Raw genomic sequence first — 15,644 nt, 5'->3', positions numbered from 1 at the left:
GCATCAGGGCACTTCGGGATCGTTCGGCGGCAGGCGCCGGGTCGAGGGGCGGGTGCCGGGGCCGAGCCGGGCGACCGCCTTGAGGATGTGGCCGGGCGGCAACTGCCAGCGCACGGTGGCCGGTACCGCCCGCAGCAACCGCCCCGCGGCACGCAGCCGGCGGTCCGCGGCGGCCTGCGACGGCGCGGTCCGCCCGTACAGCTCGTGGGCGTACGGCGGCAGTGCCGCGAACGCGGTGCCCGAGACCGCCGGCCACACCGCCCGCCGCAGCGGCCGCAGGGCGGTGGGCACCGGCGGCGCCGTCAGGAACCGGACCACGTCGAGCGCCTCCGGCGTCGCGGCCAGTCGGGGGCGGACCTCGGCGAGGTAGCGGGCGAGCTGCGCGGTGTCGGCGGGCACCCCGGCCGGATCGAGGCCCACCAGCCGGGCGGCCTCGCGCTGCTCGTCGACGTACGCGTCCGCGTGGGCGTCGGTGAGCGGGAAGCCGGAGCGGCGCGCGACACCCAGGTACGAGTCGATCTCGGCGCAGTGCACCCACAGCAGCAGCTCGGGGTCGTCGATGCCGAAGCGCTCGCCCGTGTCCGGGTCGACCGCCGAGAGCCGGCGGTGGACCCCGCGGATGCGGGCTCCGGCCTGCTCCGCGGCGGACGTGGTGCCGTAGGTGATCCGGCCGACGAAGGACGCGGTGCGCAGCAGGCGGCCCCACGCGTCGCGGCGGAAGTCGGAGTTCTGCGCGACGCCCCGCACCGCGCGGGGGTGCAGCGCCTGGAGGTAGAGCGCGCGGATGCCGGCGATCCACATGATCGGGTCGGCGTGTAGCTGCCAGGTCACCGAGTCAGGGCCGAACAGGCCGGGGTCGTGCGCCGCGGCGTCCGTGCCCGCCCCGGCGTCCGCGGCACGGCCAGCGTTGGAGGCCGCGGTGTGCGTGCCGGCGCCAGGGTCGGAAGCGGGGTCGGGAGCGGCGCCGGGGTCGAGACGGGGGTCCGGGTCGGGACGGGGGCCGGGGTCCGTGATCGGCTCCGCGGCCGGCCCTGGGCCGGCCTCCGCACCCGGGTCCGCACCTGGTCCGGTGCCCGGGTCCGTCCTCGGGTCCGCACCGCGCATGGCCGTCTCCGTCCTCGCGGGCGCCCGCCGGCCGACCCGGCCGCGCCCGCCCCGCGTCCCCGTACGCCTCTTCCCGTCGTGTCCACGGTAATCGGACCGGACGGGCAGGCGAAGGGGGCGGACGGCGGCCCGTCGCGGCGGCCGGGACCGGTCAGCCCCAGAGCGCCTGGGCCAGCGCGGTCCCGGTGAACGCGGCGCCCAGCCCCGCGGTCAGGCTGCCCACGACGTTCGCGACCGCGTAGAAGCGGGCCCGGTTCTCGGTGAGCCGCAGCGTCTCGTAGGAGAAGGTCGAGTAGGTGGTGAGGGCGCCGCAGAAGCCGGTGCCGAGCAGGAGTTGGACGTGCGCGGAGACGGCGCCCTCGGCCGCGGCACCGCCGATCAGGCCGAGTACCGCGCACCCGCTGACGTTCACCGCGAAGGTGCCCCACGGGAAGACGGTGTCGTGCTTGGCCTGCACCGCGCGGTCGGTGAGGTAGCGAGCGGGGGCGCCCACCATGGCGCCGACGACGACCAGCAGCCAGTTCACCGGGCCTCCCCGCCGGCCGTCGCGGCGACGACCCGCCGGGTCGCGTGCGTCCCGGCCCACACCGCGGCCAGGGCGGCCGCGACGGTCAGCGCCAGGTAGCCGAGCGCGGGGCGCGGGTGGCCGTGGTCCACGAGGCCGCGCACGTCGGTGGCGTAGGTGGAGAAGGTGGTGAAGCCGCCGAGCACCCCGGTGCCGAAGAACGGCCGGACCAGGTGGTGCGCGCTCCACACCTCGGTGATCAGCACCATGAACACGCCGATGACCGCGCAGCCCAGCGCGTTGACCCCCAGGGTGGTCCACGGGAAGGCGTCGGTCGCGGTCGGCCACAGCAGCGCGGCGCCGTACCGGCCGCACGCGCCGACCGCGCCGCCGACCGCGATCACGGAGAGCACGACGGCCGGGTGCCTGCTGAGTTCGGTGCGCTGCTCGGGGACGTGCAGGTCGATGTCCGGATCGACCGGTTCCTCGACGTACGGGGGGCGCGGGTCTGCCACGTCGGTCTCCTACTCGCATCGGTACGGCACACACGACCGCGCTCTTCGGCGCGACGCGGGTGTGCGCTTCGCAAGCAGGGACCGTTGGCGGCATCATCGCCGCGGTTCGGGTACGGCGGGCCCCACCGCCGCGCGGCACCCCCGAAGGGCGCCGCTCGCGTTCATTCTACCGGCCGGTCCCCGGCGCCCGGCCCCCCGGGCCCGCGGTCCCGGCGGTGCGGGGCAGGGCGGGCGCCGCGGCGGCGGGCGGGTCGGGCGCCACGGGGCCCGGGCGGACGGTCCGCTCCGCGTGCGTACGGTCGGCCGCCGGACCGCCGCCGCGGGGCGCGCCCGGGTCCCTCCGCCGCCCAGCCGTGGTGACCACCATCGTGAACACCCCGGCCAGCAGCCCCCAGAACGCCGAGCCGACCCCGAGCAGGGTGACCCCGGAGGCGGTGGCGAGGAAGGTGACGACGGCGGCCTCCCGGTCGCCGGGGTCCGCCAGCGCGCCTTGCAGCGAGCTCCCGATCGTGCCGAGCAGCCCGACGCCCGCGGTGCCGAGCACCAGTTCCCGCGGCATCGCGGTCAGCAGCGCGCCGATGGTCCCGCCGAACACCGCGACGCACAGGTAGAACACGCCCGCCCACACCGCGGCGAGATAGCGCCGCTCGCGGTCCGGGTGGGCGTCGGGGCCGGTGCAGATCGCCGCGGAGATCGCCGCCAGGTTCAGCGCGAAGGCGCCGAAGGGGGCGAGGACGACCCCGGCCGCGCCGGTCCAGCCGATCAGCGGTGAGACGGGCACGTCGTAGCCGTCACCGCGCAGGACCGCGACGCCGGGCAGGTTCTGGGAGGCCATGGTCACCACGAACAGCGGCAGGCCGGCGCCGACCAGGACGTGCCAGTCCAGCCGCGGCGCGGTGAAGACGGGCGCGGCCGGGGTGAGGCCGATGTGGCCGGCCGCGCCGCCCCAGTCGCCCGCGGCGGTGGTCGCGGCCACGCCCACCAGCAGGGCGGCGAGCACCGCGTAGCGCGGCCGGAGACGCCGGGCGAGCAGGTACGCGGCGAACATCGGGAAGGTGACGCCGAAGCTGCCGTGCATGGCGCGGAAGAGCCCGGTGCCGAACTCCAGCAGTACGCCGGCCAGCAGCGCCGACGCGATCGGCACCGGGACGGACGCCATCGCCCGGGCGAACCAGCCGGTCACCCCGCAGACCAGGATGAGCACGGACGACAGCAGGAACGCGCCGACCGCCTCGCCCATCGACGCGCCGGCCAGGCCGGTGGCCAGCAGCGCCGCGCCGGGGGTGGACCAGGCGGTGACCACCGGCGCCCGGTAGCGCAGGGACAGGCCGATGCAGGTGGCGCCGAGGCCGACGCCCAACGCGAGCATCCAGGAGGCGAGTTCGGCCGCGTCGGCGCCCGCGGCGCGGGCCGCGGCGAGCACGACGGCGGCCGAGCTGGTGGTGCCGACCAGCACCGTGACGAGGCCGGCCGTGACCGCGGACGGGGGCGCGGCCGCGCGTATGCGGGCCGCGGCGCGACGGGGCGCAGGGGTGGACATGGGCTACTTCCCGGAGAGGTCGGAGCGAGGGGGACCCGCGAGCGTTCCGCCTGCGGAACGTTCCGGAAACGGAACGCTAGAGTGGGCGCAGCGCGGCCGTCAATCCTTTTCGGCCGCGGGCCGGCGCCCCTGGGGAAGGTCGATGGAGCTGAACGAGCAGGTGGGGCTGCGCTTGCGGGCCCTCCGCGAGGAGCGGCGGCTGTCGCTGTCCGAGCTCGCCCGGCGCTCGCGCGTCGGCAAGGCGACGCTGTCGGAGCTGGAGGGCGGCCGGCGCAACCCCACCCTGGAGACGCTGTACGCGCTGACCACGGCGCTCGGGACACCGCTCAGCTCGGTCCTCGCCGATCCGGCCCCCGGCCCGCCCGGGGACCCGCTCGGTTCTCCGGCGGCGGGGGCGCCCGGCGTCGCGCGGGCGGGCGCGACCGGCGAGGCCGTCACGGCGCTGCTCACCGACCGGCACGAGAGCGCGGTCGCGGTCACCGACGTGTTCCGCATCCGTATCCGGGCCGGCGCGGTCCAGCGCTCGGACGCCCATCTGCCGGGTGTGCGGGAGCACTTGTACGTGCTCGACGGCACCGCGGTGGTGGGCGAGCCCGCCGCCCCGGTCACCGCGGGCCCCGGCGAGTACGCCCACTGGCGGGCCGACCGCCCGCACGTCTACGGCGCGCCGCACGGCGACGTGGAGGCGGTGCTCTTCGTCCGCTACACGCTCACGGGCGACGGGTCGGACCGGTCGGACCGGTCGGACCGGGCGGACCGGGCGGACCGGGTGCACGGCATGGACGGCGAGGGGGGCACGGGGGGACCTGGTGGCCGTACGGCCTCGGGGACCGAGGAAGCGGACCGGGCGGCCGGGACGGTCCGGGGCGGCGGGGCCCGTGGCTGAGCCCTCCGGCGACGGCCGCCCGCCGGCGCCCGTCCACGTGGTCCCGCCGCTGCCGCCCCTCCCCGCGCCGTACCGCGCCCGTCCCGCCACGCTCGCCGACGCCGGCGCGATCCACGCCCTCGTCGCCGCCTGCGAGCGCGACCTGCTCGGCGACGTGGAGACCGGGCCCGAGGCCGTCGCCGGCCGCCTGGCGCTGCCCGGTCTCGATCCCGCCCTCGACACGCTGCTCGTCCACCAGCCGGGCCCCGGGCCCCGGCTGGTGGGGCGGGCGTGGGTGCACGCCGACCGCAGCGAGGTGGACGTCCATCCCGCCCACCGCGGGCGGGGGTTGGGCGGGATGCTGCTCGACTGGACCGAGGCGCGGGCCCGCCGGGCGGGCGGCGGTCGGCTCGCGCAGCCGGTCGAGGAGCGCGACGCGGCGGCCGTCGCGCTGCTGCGCTCGCGCGGCTACCTGCCCTTCGTGACGCAGTGGCTGCTGGGCATCGCGGTGCCCGACGAGCCCGCCGTGCCGGATCCGCCGGCGGGCGTCACCGTACGGCCGTTCCGCACCGGCGACGGGCGCGCGGCGCACCGGCTCGTGGAGGACGCCTTCGGGCGGTGGCAGAAGCACCGCCTCCCGTACGACGAGTGGGCCCGGCAGACCGTGCGGCGGGAGGCGTTCGCTCCGGCCATGTCCCCGGTGGCCTTCTCCGGCGGCGAGATGGTCGGCGCGCTGGTCGCCCTCGACCCGCCGGACGCGGCCGAGGGCTACGTCGACCGGCTCGCGGTCCGCGCCGACCACCGCGGCCGGGGCATCGCGGGCGTGCTGCTGCGGGAGGCGTTCCGCGCCTTCCACCGGCACGGCCGCCACGGCTGCACCCTGTGGACCCACTCCGGGACCGGCGCCCTGTCCCTCTACGAGCACCTCGGCATGCGGGTCCGGCGCAGTTGTTCGGTCTACGGCAAGGCGCTCACGGAGGGCTGACCCCGGCGGGTCGGCGCTCACGGAGGGCTGACCCCGGCGGTCCACTCCGCCGCGGCGCCTCCCTCCGCGCCGCCGGCCCCATCGCCCGCGTGGGCGGCCGCGGCCTGTGTGCGGGCGGGTCCGTCCGCCCCGTTCCCCCCGGCCGCCCGCGCGAGCCGGCGCAGGGCGAGCAGTCCGCCGACGCCGGGGACCCACGCGACGGCCCGGGTGCGGCGGTCGGCCGCGCGCAGCCGCCAGGTCGCCCCGACGACGAACAGGTACGCGCAGCCGTGCGCGGGGCCGACCAGCGAGGAGACGGCCCGCAGGTGCGCGGTGGCCAGGTTCACCAACAGGACGGCCAGGGACAGGAGTTCGACGTGCGCCGCGACGCGCAGGGCGGCTGGACGCATGCTCACGCCCCCGTGGTCGAACCGGGACGGACGATCATCAGCACCGTGACCGCCGCCCACAGCAGGTTGAAGACGCCGGTGAGCGAGGCCAACCGGCCGGCGAGCCGGGCGAGTTGCCCCGGTCCGGCCGCCCGCACGGCGTCGAGCGCGCTCTCCTGGGCCGGCAGGATGAGCAGTGCGAGCAGGGCGGCCGCCACGGCCGTCAGCAGGATCGACGTGATCAGCCAGCCGCTCCCCAGGACGCCCAGGCTGCTCGCGGTGGCGAAGCCGAGCACGGGAACGGCGATCCCGATGCCCGCGTAGACGCGGCAGATGCGGTGCAGCAGGCGCAGGGTCGTGACGGAGCGGTCGCCCGTGGAGGGAGCGGGGCCGTCCTCGGCGGGAGCGGGGACGCCGCCTGAGGGGGCAGGGGCGCCGCCTGAGGGAGCGCGGCCGCTCTCGGTGGGAGCCCGGCCGGCGTCCGCGTGGGTGCGGCCGGCGTCCGCGAGCGTGCGGGCCCCGGCCGGCGAGCCGCGGTCGCCGTCGGGGGTGGCGCGGTCGGACGCGGCGGGCGCGTCCGCTGCACCGGTGTGGGCGGTGCGCAGGGCCCGGGGGAACATGCTCGCGGCCACGGCGACCGGACCGATGCTGAGCAGCGCCGCCAGCACGTGCAGGGAGAGCAGGAACTTGGTCACGGCCGGCGCCCCGCCCCCGCGCGCGCCGGGCGGCGGCTCCCGGGCATGCGGCCGCCGCCCGGGTCGTCGCCGCCAGGTGCCGGGGCCGGGGCGGCGACGGGGTGCGGCGGGGCGGTCTGGACGCGCATGGAGCTTCCCTAAGAATGGTTGGCGGTCCGGGAGGACCGGGTATGGCTGATGGGGTTCTGCCGTTGATGGCTCCGAAGGAATGGCCGCCCGGTCCTCCGGGACGCTCCGACCACTGATTGAGAACTGCGGCCATCGCTGGTTAGGGACCTGTCGGCGGAGTGTTCTTCGGGCCACGGAAGTGCTGGTCACGGTGGAATGGAAGCGACGGGTTGAGCACTCGACAGGGCCGGATATGGGTCGGCATCGACGCGGGCAAGGGGCACCACTGGGCGGTGGCCCTGGACGCAGACGGCGAGACGTTGTTCTCGACGAAGGTGATCAACGACGAGGCCCAGATCCTCGCTCTCATCGAGACCGCCCGAGAGCGGGCCGACGAGATCCGCTGGGCGGTGGACATCTCCGGCCGAGCTTCCACGCTCCTGCTGGCCTTGCTGGTCGCCCACGGACAGAGCGTGGTCTACGTGCCGGGCCGCACGGTCAACCGGATGACCGGCGCGTACAAGGGCGAGGGGAAGACCGACGCCAAGGACGCGCGGGTCATCGCCGATCAGGCACGCATGCGCCCGAAGGGCTTCGCCGTTTTGGACACGCCTCCTGAGCTGGTCACCAGCCTGAGGGTGCTGACGAACTACCGGACCGACCTGATCGCCGACCGCGTTCGGCTGATCAACCGGCTTCGCGATCTGCTGGTGGGCATCTGCCCGGCCCTGGAGCGGGCCTTCGACTACTCCGCGGCCAAAGGCCCGGTCGTCATGCTGACCGAGTACCAGACCCCGGCTGCCCTGCGCCGCATCGGCGTCAAGCGTCTGACGACCTGGCTCGAACGCCGCAAGATCCGCAGCGCCGCCGACGTCGCCGCCAAGGCGGTCGAGGCCGCCCAGTCCCAGCAGATCGCACTGCCCGGCGAGAAACGGTCGGCGAAGCTGGTCTGCGACCTCGCCCACCAGCTCCTGGCCCTGGACGAGCGGATCAAGGACAACGACCGGGAGATCCGTGAGACCTTCCACACCGACGACCGCGCCGAGATCATAGAGTCCATGCCCGGCATGGGGCCCATCCTGGGCGCCGAGTTCATCGCCATCGTCGGCGACCTGTCCGGCTACCGCGACGCCGGCAGCCTCGCCTCGCACGCCGGCCTCGCCCCGGTCGCACGGGACTCCGGCCGCCGCACCGGCAACTACCACCGGCCCAAACGCTACAGCCGGCGCCTGCGCCGGGTGTTCTACATGGCTGCCCAGTCCGCGATGATGCGGCCGGGCCCGTCCCGGGACTACTACCTCAGGAAGCGAGGCGAGGGGCTGCTGCACACTCAGGCCCTGCTCTCGCTCGCCCGCCGCCGAGTCGACGTGCTGTGGGCGATGCTGCGTGACGGAAAGCCGTTCACCTCCGCCCCACCGGTCACACAAGCGGCTTGACTTCGTCATTGAGATTCCTTCGGGTGCGGGGGCCGGTCGGAGCCGGTTCACCCCCTGACGCTAGGCATCGGGAGGGCCACGCCCCAGTGGCGGGAACGCCAGGTTCCCACGGGATATCGCCAAGTGCGCGGCGTCGGCCCGGAACGTGTCCTGACGTGTGGTTCCACCGTCCGCCCGGGGGCGGTCGGCCTGCTGCGCCACCAGAGCGGCAGGGTAGTTTCGTGCCATGCACACCGTCGTCGTACTCGCGCTGGAGCGGGTGATCCCGTTCGACCTGTCGACACCGCTGGAGGTCTTCGCCCGGACACGGCTGCCGGACGGGCGGACGGCGTACCAGGTCCGGGTCTGCGCCGAGCGGCCCCAGGTCGACGCGGGCGCCTTCACCCTCACCGCGCACTGGGGGCTGGACGCGCTCGCGAGCGCGGACACGATCATCGTGCCGGGCACCGCCGACCCCGCGGCGCCGCTCGGGCCGGCCGTCCGCGACGCGCTGCGCGCCGCCGCGGCGAACGGCACGCGGATCGCCTCCATCTGCAGCGGCGCCTTCCCGCTCGCCGCGACCGGCCTGCTGGACGGCCTGCGCGCGACCACGCACTGGGTCGCGACCGACCTGCTGGCCGCCGCGTACCCGGCCGTCGAGGTCGATCCCGACGTGCTCTACGTCGACAACGGCCAGTTCCTCACCTCGGCGGGCGCGGCCGCGGGCCTGGACATGTGCCTGCACATGATCCGCTCCGACTACGGCTCCGCGGTCGCCGCCGACGCCGCGCGCCTGTCCGTGGTGCCGCTCGAACGCGAGGGCGGCCAGGCCCAGTTCATCGCGCACGCCCACCCGCCCACCCCGCAGGGCGCCGAACTGGAACCGTTGCTCGCCTGGCTCCAGGAGGACCTGGGGCGGGAACTGACCCTGGCCGGCATCGCCGCGCGGGCGGGCATGAGCACCCGCACCCTGATCCGGCGCTTCCGCGACCAGACCGGGCTCCCCCCGCTCCAGTGGCTGCACCGGGCCCGGGTGCGGCAGGCCCAGCACCTGCTGGAGACCACTCCGCACACCGTCGAACGCATCGGCGCCCAGGTCGGGTTCGGTTCACCCACCGCCTTCCGCGACCGCTTCAAGCGCACGACCGGCGTCAGCCCCCAGGCGTACCGCCGCGCGTTCGGCGCCGCGCGCTGAGACCCGCGTCCCCTCCCCCGCCACAGCAACCGACTGCCCGGCACCGCGCGACCGCCAGGCCCCGCGCGCTCGTCCGGTGCCCGCGTCCGCGTCTGGCTCGGGTCGTGACCGCGCCGACGTGCGTACGCGGCGACGCGTGGGCAGGCTGGGGGCATGGACGCGGACAGCGGAGCGCAGGTGATCGTGGAGCCGCCGACCCCCGGCGGCCGGCGGATACGGGTCGGCCGGGAGTCCCTGGGGCTCGCCCGCGGGCCCGCCGACCTACTGGAGTTCCTGCGCCGGGCGGGCCTGGACCCGGACACGGTCAGCCTCGACGACCCCGACCTGTTCGTCTGGCACGGCGGCGGACCGGACGTGTGGACCGCGCAGGAGGGCTCCTGAACGGCCCCGGCCAGGGCTTGTCGTCCGGGGCCCCGCCGCGGGGCCCCGTCAGCGGGCGGCGCTGTGCGCGCGCATCGGGACGCCGCGGAACGTCTGCACCAGGATCGTCAGCGCGCCCAACGTCACGCACTGGTCGGCCAGGTTGAAGATCCCGGAGTGGCCGACCTGGATGAAGTCCAGCACGGCGCCACGGCCGAAACCGGGGTGCCGGAAGAGCCGGTCGGCGAGGTTGCCGCCGGCACCGGCGAAGAGCAGGCCGAGGCCGACCGCCCAGCCGACCGAACGCACCGACGACGACGCCCAGGTGATGAAGGCGAGCACACCGGCGGCCAGCAGCGTGAAGACGACGGTGGCGTGCGGGGCGAAGGACCCGGCGGCACCGGGGTTGCGGAAGGCGGTGAAGGTCACGCTGCCGCCCAGCGCGTGCACCGGCTGCCGGCCCTCCACGACGACCGCGGCGACGGCCTTGGTCACCTGGTCCACCGCGAGGCCGGCCGCGGCCGTGATCCACAGGGCCCGTCGCGGCCTGCCCGTACTGCCCTCCATCGGCCGCCTCCGCGCGCTGGGGTGTCCATGCCCGTGCAATGGCTGAACGTTCACCTTCCCGCACCCTACGCCCGGCGGCCGCCGCGCGGTCCGGGCACCCGGCCTCCGGCCCCGCGCCGCCGCCACGGGTTGACCCCCGCCCCCATTGCCTGACTAGAGTCAGACAATGGATGAACCGCAGACGCAGATCGACCAGGTGCGCCGCTTCAACCGCACCGTCACCGAACGGGTGGGCGTGCTCCACGACCGCTACCTCGGCCGCGCCCGGCCCGTGGGCGAGGCCCGGCTGCTGTGGCAGGTCGGCGAGGAGGGGCAGGACGTCCGCCGGCTGCGCGACCGGCTCGGCCTCGACTCCGGGTACACCAGCCGGCTGCTGCGCGCCCTGGAGGCCGACGGCCTGGTGACCGTGGAGCCCGCGCCCGGCGACCGGCGGGTGCGGACGGTCCGGCTCACCGACGCGGGCCGGGCGGAGCGCGCGGCGCTGGACGACCGCAGCGACGAGCTGGCCGGCACGCTGCTGGCCCCTCTCAACCCCGCCCAGCGGGCCCGGCTGACCGCGGCCATGGCCGACGTCGAGCGGCTGCTGACCGCCTCGACCGTCACGCTGGAGGCCACGGACCCCGCGCACCCGGACGCCGAGCACTGCCTGCGGGCGTACTTCGCGGAGCTGGACGGGCACTTCGACAGCGGCTTCGACCCCGCCGCGAGCCTGCTGCCCGACGCGGGCGGCCTGCGCCCGCCGCACGGGGTGTTCCTGGTCGCCCGGCTGTACGGCGAACCCGTCGGATGCGCCGGACTGAAGCTGCCGGCCGGCGCACCGGCCGAGATCAAGCGCATGTGGGTGGCGCCGCGGGCGCGCAGGCTCGGCCTCGGCCGCAGGTTCCTCGCCGAACTGGAGGCACGCGCCGCCGTCGCGGGACGGACCACCCTGCGCCTGGACACCAACCGGGCCCTGGAGGCGGCGATCGGGCTCTACCACTCCTTCGGCTTCCGCGAGGTACCCCCCTTCAACGACGAGCCCTACGCCCACCACTGGTTCGAGAAGGCGCTCACAGCAAAGCCATAGAAAGACCCCGCGATTCGTTAACACTTGGTCAAGGCCGGGTCAACAGTTGCCACCCTGCGGATCGATGTCATAAGAGGCACGATCCGGTCACGATCAACCGGCCCTTAAAACATCACACAACAGGACAAACAAGGCGGCCTTCCACGAACTTGTTTGCACTGTGCACACCACGGGGTAGGCGGCGACGCGGACCCGAGGGTCCGGATCCGGGGGCGGTCTCCGCCGCCAGGACAGCCGGTTCGCCGCCGGTTAGTTTCGTTGTGCACCGACGAAACTCACCGGCCGTGCTGCCGACGGCCTTCGGTTCCGCCCTGTCCCCTGCCCCGAAAGGCAAACGTGTCACAGCTCGTCATCGAGCACGTATTCAAGGTCTTCGGCCGACGGCCGAAGGAAGGCATCCGACGGCTCCAGGAAGGGGCCGACCGGGCTGAACTGAGAGAGGAGGGAACGACCGCGGCGGTGATCGACGCCTCCTTCGCAGTGGAGCAGGGCGAGATCTTCGTCGTCATGGGCCTGTCCGGCTCGGGCAAGTCCACACTGCTGCGCATGCTGAACGGCCTGCTGGAGCCCACCTCGGGCAGGGTGCTGTTCGACGGCCAGGACCTCACCGGCCTGTCCGCGAAGGCCCTGCGCGACCTGCGCTCCCGCAAGATCAGCATGGTCTTCCAGCACTTCGCGCTGTTCCCGCACCGCAGCGTGCTGGAGAACGCCGCCTACGGCCTGGAGGTCCAGGGCCGACCGCCGAAGGAGCGCGCGGAGAAGGCGACCGAGGCACTGTCCCTGGTCGGCCTGGAGGGCTGGGAGAACTCCTGGCCCGACGAGCTGTCCGGCGGCATGCAGCAGCGCGTCGGCCTGGCGCGTGCGCTGGCCACCGACGCCGACCTGCTGCTGATGGACGAGTCGTTCTCGGCGCTCGACCCGCTGATCCGCCGCGACATGCAGGACCAGCTCCTCGAACTCCAGCAGCGGCTGCACAAGACCATCGTCTTCATCACCCACGACCTCAACGAGGCGATGCGGCTCGGCGACCGGATCGCCGTGATGCGCGACGGGCGGATCGTCCAGATCGGCACCGCGGAGGACATCCTCACCGACCCGGCCAACGACTACGTGGCCAGCTTCGTGCAGGACGTCGACCGCTCCCGGGTGCTCACCGCGGCCTCGATCATGGAGGAGCCGCGGGTGATGGTGAGCCCCAACGACGGACCGCGCGCCGCGATGCGCGCGCTGCGCACCGACCAGGCGTCCGCCGCCTTCGTGGTCGAGCGCGGGCGCAGGCTGGTCGGCACCGTCACCGAGGGCCGCGTCACCGAGGCGCTGCGCAAGGCCGAGGGCACCGTGCGCGACCTGATGGACACCGACTGCGTCACCACGCACGCCGACGCGCCGCTGTCCGAGCTGCTCACCCCCGCCTCGCAGTCGAAGCTGCCGCTCGCGGTGCTCGACGACAACGGCCGGCTGACCGGCGTCATACCGCGGGTGACGCTGCTCGCCGCGCTCGGCGAGGGCCAGGAGGACACCGGAAGCCACCGGCTGCCCGACTTCCCCGCCCTCGTCGAGGCCGACGCGCCCGCCGGCGGCGACCCCGGCCGCACCGGCGGACCGGACGGTCCTGGCGGCCCGGGCGACTCCGGCGCCGCTCCTGGCGGCGGCAACGGCAACGGCGACGACGAGGGCAAGGAGGCGACCCGTGCCTAGGCTCCACTTCGGCAACTGGGCCGAGGACGTCGTCCACTGGCTCACCCGCCACCTGTCCTGGCTCTTCGACTTCATCAGCCACATCGTCAACGGCATGTACAACGGCGTGGAGTGGGCGCTCGGCGGCCCGTCGCCGCTGCTGATGGCGGCGATCCTCGCGGTGCTCGCACTGTGGATGCGCGGACTGACCGCCGGCGTGCTGGCCTTCGTGGGCTTCGCGCTCATCGACTCCGTCGCGCAGTGGGACGAGGCGATGGAGTCGCTGTCCCTGGTGGTCGTCTCCGCCGTGGTCGCGCTGGTACTCGCGGTGCCCCTGGGCGTCTGGGCCGCACGGCGCCGCACGGCGAGCGTGCTGATCCGGCCGGTGCTGGACGTCATGCAGACGCTGCCGGCGTTCGTGTACCTGATCCCCGCGATCATCTTCTTCAGCCTGGGCACGGTGCCCGCGGTCATCGCCACCATCGTCTTCGCGATGCCGGTCGGCGTACGCATGACCGAGCTGGGCATCCGGCAGGTCGACGCCGAACTGGTCGAGGCGGCCGAGGCGTTCGGCACTCCGCCGTCGCGCACGCTGCTGCGGGTCCAGTTGCCGCTGGCGCTGCCGACCATCATGGCCGGCGTCAACCAGGTCATCATGCTCGCGCTGTCCATGGTCGTCATCGGCGGCATGGTCGGCGCGGAGGGCCTCGGCTCGACCGTCTTCGGCGCGATCAGCCAGGTGGACATCGGCCTGGGCTTCGAGGGCGGCATCTCCGTGGTGGTGCTCGCCATCTACCTCGACCGGATCACCGGCGCGCTCGGCGACCAGGTCTCGCCGCTGGGCCGCCGCGCGCTGGCCCGCGCACGCACCTCCACCCAGGGCCTGTCGGTGCTGCGCTACCGGCCGCGTCCGGCGGTCGGGCTGTCCGCCGTGGTCGTCCTCGCACTGGTCGCGGGCGGCATCGGGGCCTTCTCGGGCAACGGCGACAGCTCGTCGCCGACGGCCGCGTCCACCAACGTGGGCAAGGGCCAGACGGTGAAGCTCGGCTCGTTCAACTGGGACGAGTCGATCGCCTCGTCGAACCTCTGGAAGGAGGTCCTCGACGAGCGCGGCTACAAGGCCCAGGTCAACACCTACGACCCCGGCGCGGCCTTCACCGGACTCGCCAGCGGCAACTTCGACTACCTCACGGACGCCTGGCTGCCGACGACCCACGCGTCGTACATGAAGCAGTACGGCAGCAGCTACACGGACCTGGGCAAGTGGTACGACCAGACCTCCCTGGAGGTCTCCGTGCCGTCGTACGTCAAGGGCATCACGTCCATGGCCGACCTCAAGGGCAAGTCCGCCGAGTTCGGCGGCAAGATCATCGGCATCGAACCCGGCGCCGGCGAGATGAAACTCCTCAGCAGCAAGGTCCTCCCCGGCTACGGACTCGACAAGGAATACAAACTCGTCGCCAGCTCCACCGCCGGCATGCTCGCCGAACTCAAGCGCGACTACGACCAGAAGAAACCCGTCGCCGTCGTCCTCTGGTCCCCCCACTGGGCCTACAGCACCTACCAGATGACCAAACTCAGCGACCCCAAGGGCCTCTGGGGCGCAAGCGACTCCATCCACAACATCGCCAACAAGAACAGCGCCACCAAGCTCCCCCAGGTCACCGACTGGATGAAGAACTTCAAGATGAGCGAGAAGCAACTCAGCTCCCTCGAAGCCGACATCCAAGCCGCCGGACAGGGCAAGACCACCGACGGCGTAAAGAAATGGATGAAGGACAACCCGGGCATCGTCGACAAGATGGCACCGGTCGCCGGATCCAGCGCCACCGACGTGGGCAAGGGCAAGACGGTGAAGATCGGTGACTTCAACTGGGACGAGTCGATCGCCTCGGCGAACCTCTGGAAGGAGGTCCTCGACGAGCGCGGCTACAAGACCCAGGTCAACACCTACGACCCCGGCGCCGCCTACACCGGACTCGCCAACGGCAACTTCGACTACCTCACCGACAGTTGGCTTCCGACGACCCACGCGTCGTACATGAAGCAGTACGGCAGCCAACTGTCCGATCTCGGCAAGTGGTACGACCAGACCTCCCTGGAGATCGCGGTGCCGTCCTACGTCAAGGGCATCACGTCGATGGCCGACCTCAAGGGCAAGTCCGCCGAGTTCGGCGGCAAGATCATCGGCATCGAACCCGGCGCCGGCGAGATGAAACTCCTCAGCAGCAAGGTCCTCCCCGGCTACGGACTCGACAAGGAATACAAACTCGTCGCCAGCTCCACCGCCGGCATGCTCGCCGAACTCAAGCGCGACTACGACCAGAAGAAACCCGTCGCCGTCGTCCTCTGGTCCCCCCACTGGGCCTACAGCACCTACCAGATGACCAAACTCAGCGACCCCAAGGGCCTCTGGGGCGCAAGCGACTCCATCCACAACATCGCCAACAAGAACAGCGCCACGAAAATCCCCCAGGTCACCGACTGGATGAAGAACTTCAAGATGAGCGAGAAGCAACTCAGCTCCCTCGAAGCCGACATCCAAGCCGCCGGACAGGGCAAGACCACCGACGGCGTCAAGAAATGGATGAAGGACAACCCCGACATCGTGGACCAGATGGCACCGGTCAGTAGCTGACACACCACCGCGCGCAGGCGCGAGGCCGGAGGGCCGGGGAC

Annotated in this window: 14 protein-coding genes and 1 pseudogene; 8 read left to right on the top strand and 7 right to left on the bottom strand. The window is 73.6% G+C overall.

The features are described 5' to 3' along the window. Positions 1-3: 3 nt before the first annotated feature. The 4 genes from RVR_RS33275 to RVR_RS33260 all read right to left on the bottom strand — a co-directional run bounded on the left by RVR_RS33275 (position 4) and on the right by RVR_RS33260 (position 3,664). On the bottom strand, positions 4-849 hold the full coding sequence (locus RVR_RS33275) for an oxygenase MpaB family protein (protein WP_237405454.1): 846 nt from the start codon (positions 847-849) through the stop codon (positions 4-6). A gap of 406 nt (positions 850-1,255) precedes the next feature. Beyond that, positions 1,256-1,630: a fluoride efflux transporter CrcB gene (gene crcB, locus RVR_RS33270; protein ID WP_202237633.1), complete on the bottom strand. Its 375-nt coding sequence runs from the start codon at positions 1,628-1,630 to the stop codon at positions 1,256-1,258. Beyond that, positions 1,627-2,124 (bottom strand): fluoride efflux transporter FluC, encoded by a 498-nt coding sequence (locus RVR_RS33265; protein WP_202237632.1) that lies wholly within the window; start codon positions 2,122-2,124, stop codon positions 1,627-1,629. The genes crcB and RVR_RS33265 overlap by 4 nt, the downstream gene beginning before the upstream one ends. 166 nt (positions 2,125-2,290) lie before the next feature. Continuing rightward, positions 2,291-3,664, bottom strand: coding sequence for a benzoate/H(+) symporter BenE family transporter (locus RVR_RS33260; RefSeq protein WP_202237631.1), 1,374 nt, complete (start codon positions 3,662-3,664; stop codon positions 2,291-2,293). A 142-nt stretch (positions 3,665-3,806) separates the two neighbouring features. Here RVR_RS33260 and RVR_RS33255 point away from each other — a divergent pair. Beyond that, positions 3,807-4,379, top strand: a pseudogene (locus RVR_RS33255) (helix-turn-helix domain-containing protein); the annotation flags it as partial. A gap of 163 nt (positions 4,380-4,542) precedes the next feature. Further along, positions 4,543-5,514: a GNAT family N-acetyltransferase gene (locus RVR_RS33250; RefSeq protein ID WP_237405115.1), complete on the top strand. Its 972-nt coding sequence runs from the start codon at positions 4,543-4,545 to the stop codon at positions 5,512-5,514. A 17-nt stretch (positions 5,515-5,531) separates the two neighbouring features. Here the strand turns inward: RVR_RS33250 and RVR_RS38995 are convergent, their stop codons facing one another. Beyond that, positions 5,532-5,909 carry a DUF3817 domain-containing protein gene (locus tag RVR_RS38995; RefSeq protein WP_346731491.1) on the bottom strand — a complete coding sequence of 126 codons (378 nt, stop codon included), beginning with the start codon at positions 5,907-5,909 and terminating at the stop codon, positions 5,532-5,534. After that, complete coding sequence (locus RVR_RS39240; RefSeq protein WP_202237629.1) at positions 5,906-6,577, bottom strand: hypothetical protein; 672 nt, start codon at positions 6,575-6,577, stop codon at positions 5,906-5,908. Before RVR_RS39240 ends, RVR_RS38995 begins: the two co-directional genes overlap by 4 nt. A 338-nt stretch (positions 6,578-6,915) precedes the next feature. Between RVR_RS39240 and RVR_RS33235 the strand changes: the two genes are divergently transcribed. The 3 genes from RVR_RS33235 to RVR_RS33225 all read left to right on the top strand — a co-directional run bounded on the left by RVR_RS33235 (position 6,916) and on the right by RVR_RS33225 (position 9,676). After that, a complete protein-coding gene (locus RVR_RS33235) occupies positions 6,916-8,121 on the top strand; it encodes an IS110 family RNA-guided transposase (RefSeq protein ID WP_202231855.1) in 1,206 nt (401 codons plus the stop codon). A 226-nt stretch (positions 8,122-8,347) separates the two neighbouring features. After that, positions 8,348-9,295, top strand: coding sequence for a GlxA family transcriptional regulator (locus tag RVR_RS33230; RefSeq protein WP_202237628.1), 948 nt, complete (start codon positions 8,348-8,350; stop codon positions 9,293-9,295). 153 nt (positions 9,296-9,448) lie between these two features. Beyond that, entirely contained in the window at positions 9,449-9,676 is a 228-nt protein-coding gene (locus RVR_RS33225; protein WP_202237627.1) for a hypothetical protein, read from the top strand. A gap of 48 nt (positions 9,677-9,724) precedes the next feature. On the opposite strand, the gene RVR_RS33220 is transcribed toward RVR_RS33225, so the two are convergent. Then, positions 9,725-10,222, bottom strand: coding sequence for a signal peptidase II (locus tag RVR_RS33220; protein WP_202237626.1), 498 nt, complete (start codon positions 10,220-10,222; stop codon positions 9,725-9,727). Positions 10,223-10,388: 166 nt separating this feature from the next. Here RVR_RS33220 and RVR_RS33215 point away from each other — a divergent pair, with 166 nt between their 5' ends. From RVR_RS33215 to RVR_RS33205, 3 genes are all read left to right on the top strand, one after another. Beyond that, positions 10,389-11,288, top strand: a complete 900-nt coding sequence (locus RVR_RS33215; RefSeq protein ID WP_202237625.1) for a bifunctional helix-turn-helix transcriptional regulator/GNAT family N-acetyltransferase — start codon at positions 10,389-10,391, stop codon at positions 11,286-11,288. Between the two features lie 336 nt (positions 11,289-11,624). Continuing rightward, a complete protein-coding gene (locus tag RVR_RS33210) occupies positions 11,625-12,986 on the top strand; it encodes a quaternary amine ABC transporter ATP-binding protein (protein ID WP_237405114.1) in 1,362 nt (453 codons plus the stop codon). Further along, positions 12,979-15,603: an ABC transporter permease/substrate binding protein gene (locus RVR_RS33205; protein WP_202237624.1), complete on the top strand. Its 2,625-nt coding sequence runs from the start codon at positions 12,979-12,981 to the stop codon at positions 15,601-15,603. The genes RVR_RS33210 and RVR_RS33205 overlap by 8 nt, the downstream gene beginning before the upstream one ends. Positions 15,604-15,644 lie beyond the last annotated feature (41 nt).

Origin of the sequence: Streptomyces sp. SN-593, assembly GCF_016756395.1 — a bacterium.
Taxonomy (GTDB): Bacteria; Actinomycetota; Actinomycetes; order Streptomycetales; family Streptomycetaceae; genus Actinacidiphila; species Actinacidiphila reveromycinica.
Note: the sequence above shows the minus strand (reverse complement) of the source record. Positions and strands in the feature narration are given on the sequence as shown.

What these genes read in the sequence shown, in the direction of transcription:
- RVR_RS33215 (WP_202237625.1), top strand. Translation starts at nt 10,389, where the DNA reads ATGGATGAACCGCAGACGCAGATCGACCAGGTGCGCCGCTTCAACCGC.
- RVR_RS33220 (WP_202237626.1), bottom strand. Translation starts at nt 10,222, where the DNA reads ATGGAGGGCAGTACGGGCAGGCCGCGACGGGCCCTGTGGATCACGGCC.
- RVR_RS33260 (WP_202237631.1), bottom strand. Translation starts at nt 3,664, where the DNA reads ATGTCCACCCCTGCGCCCCGTCGCGCCGCGGCCCGCATACGCGCGGCC.
- RVR_RS33230 (WP_202237628.1), top strand. Translation starts at nt 8,348, where the DNA reads ATGCACACCGTCGTCGTACTCGCGCTGGAGCGGGTGATCCCGTTCGAC.
- RVR_RS33225 (WP_202237627.1), top strand. Translation starts at nt 9,449, where the DNA reads ATGGACGCGGACAGCGGAGCGCAGGTGATCGTGGAGCCGCCGACCCCC.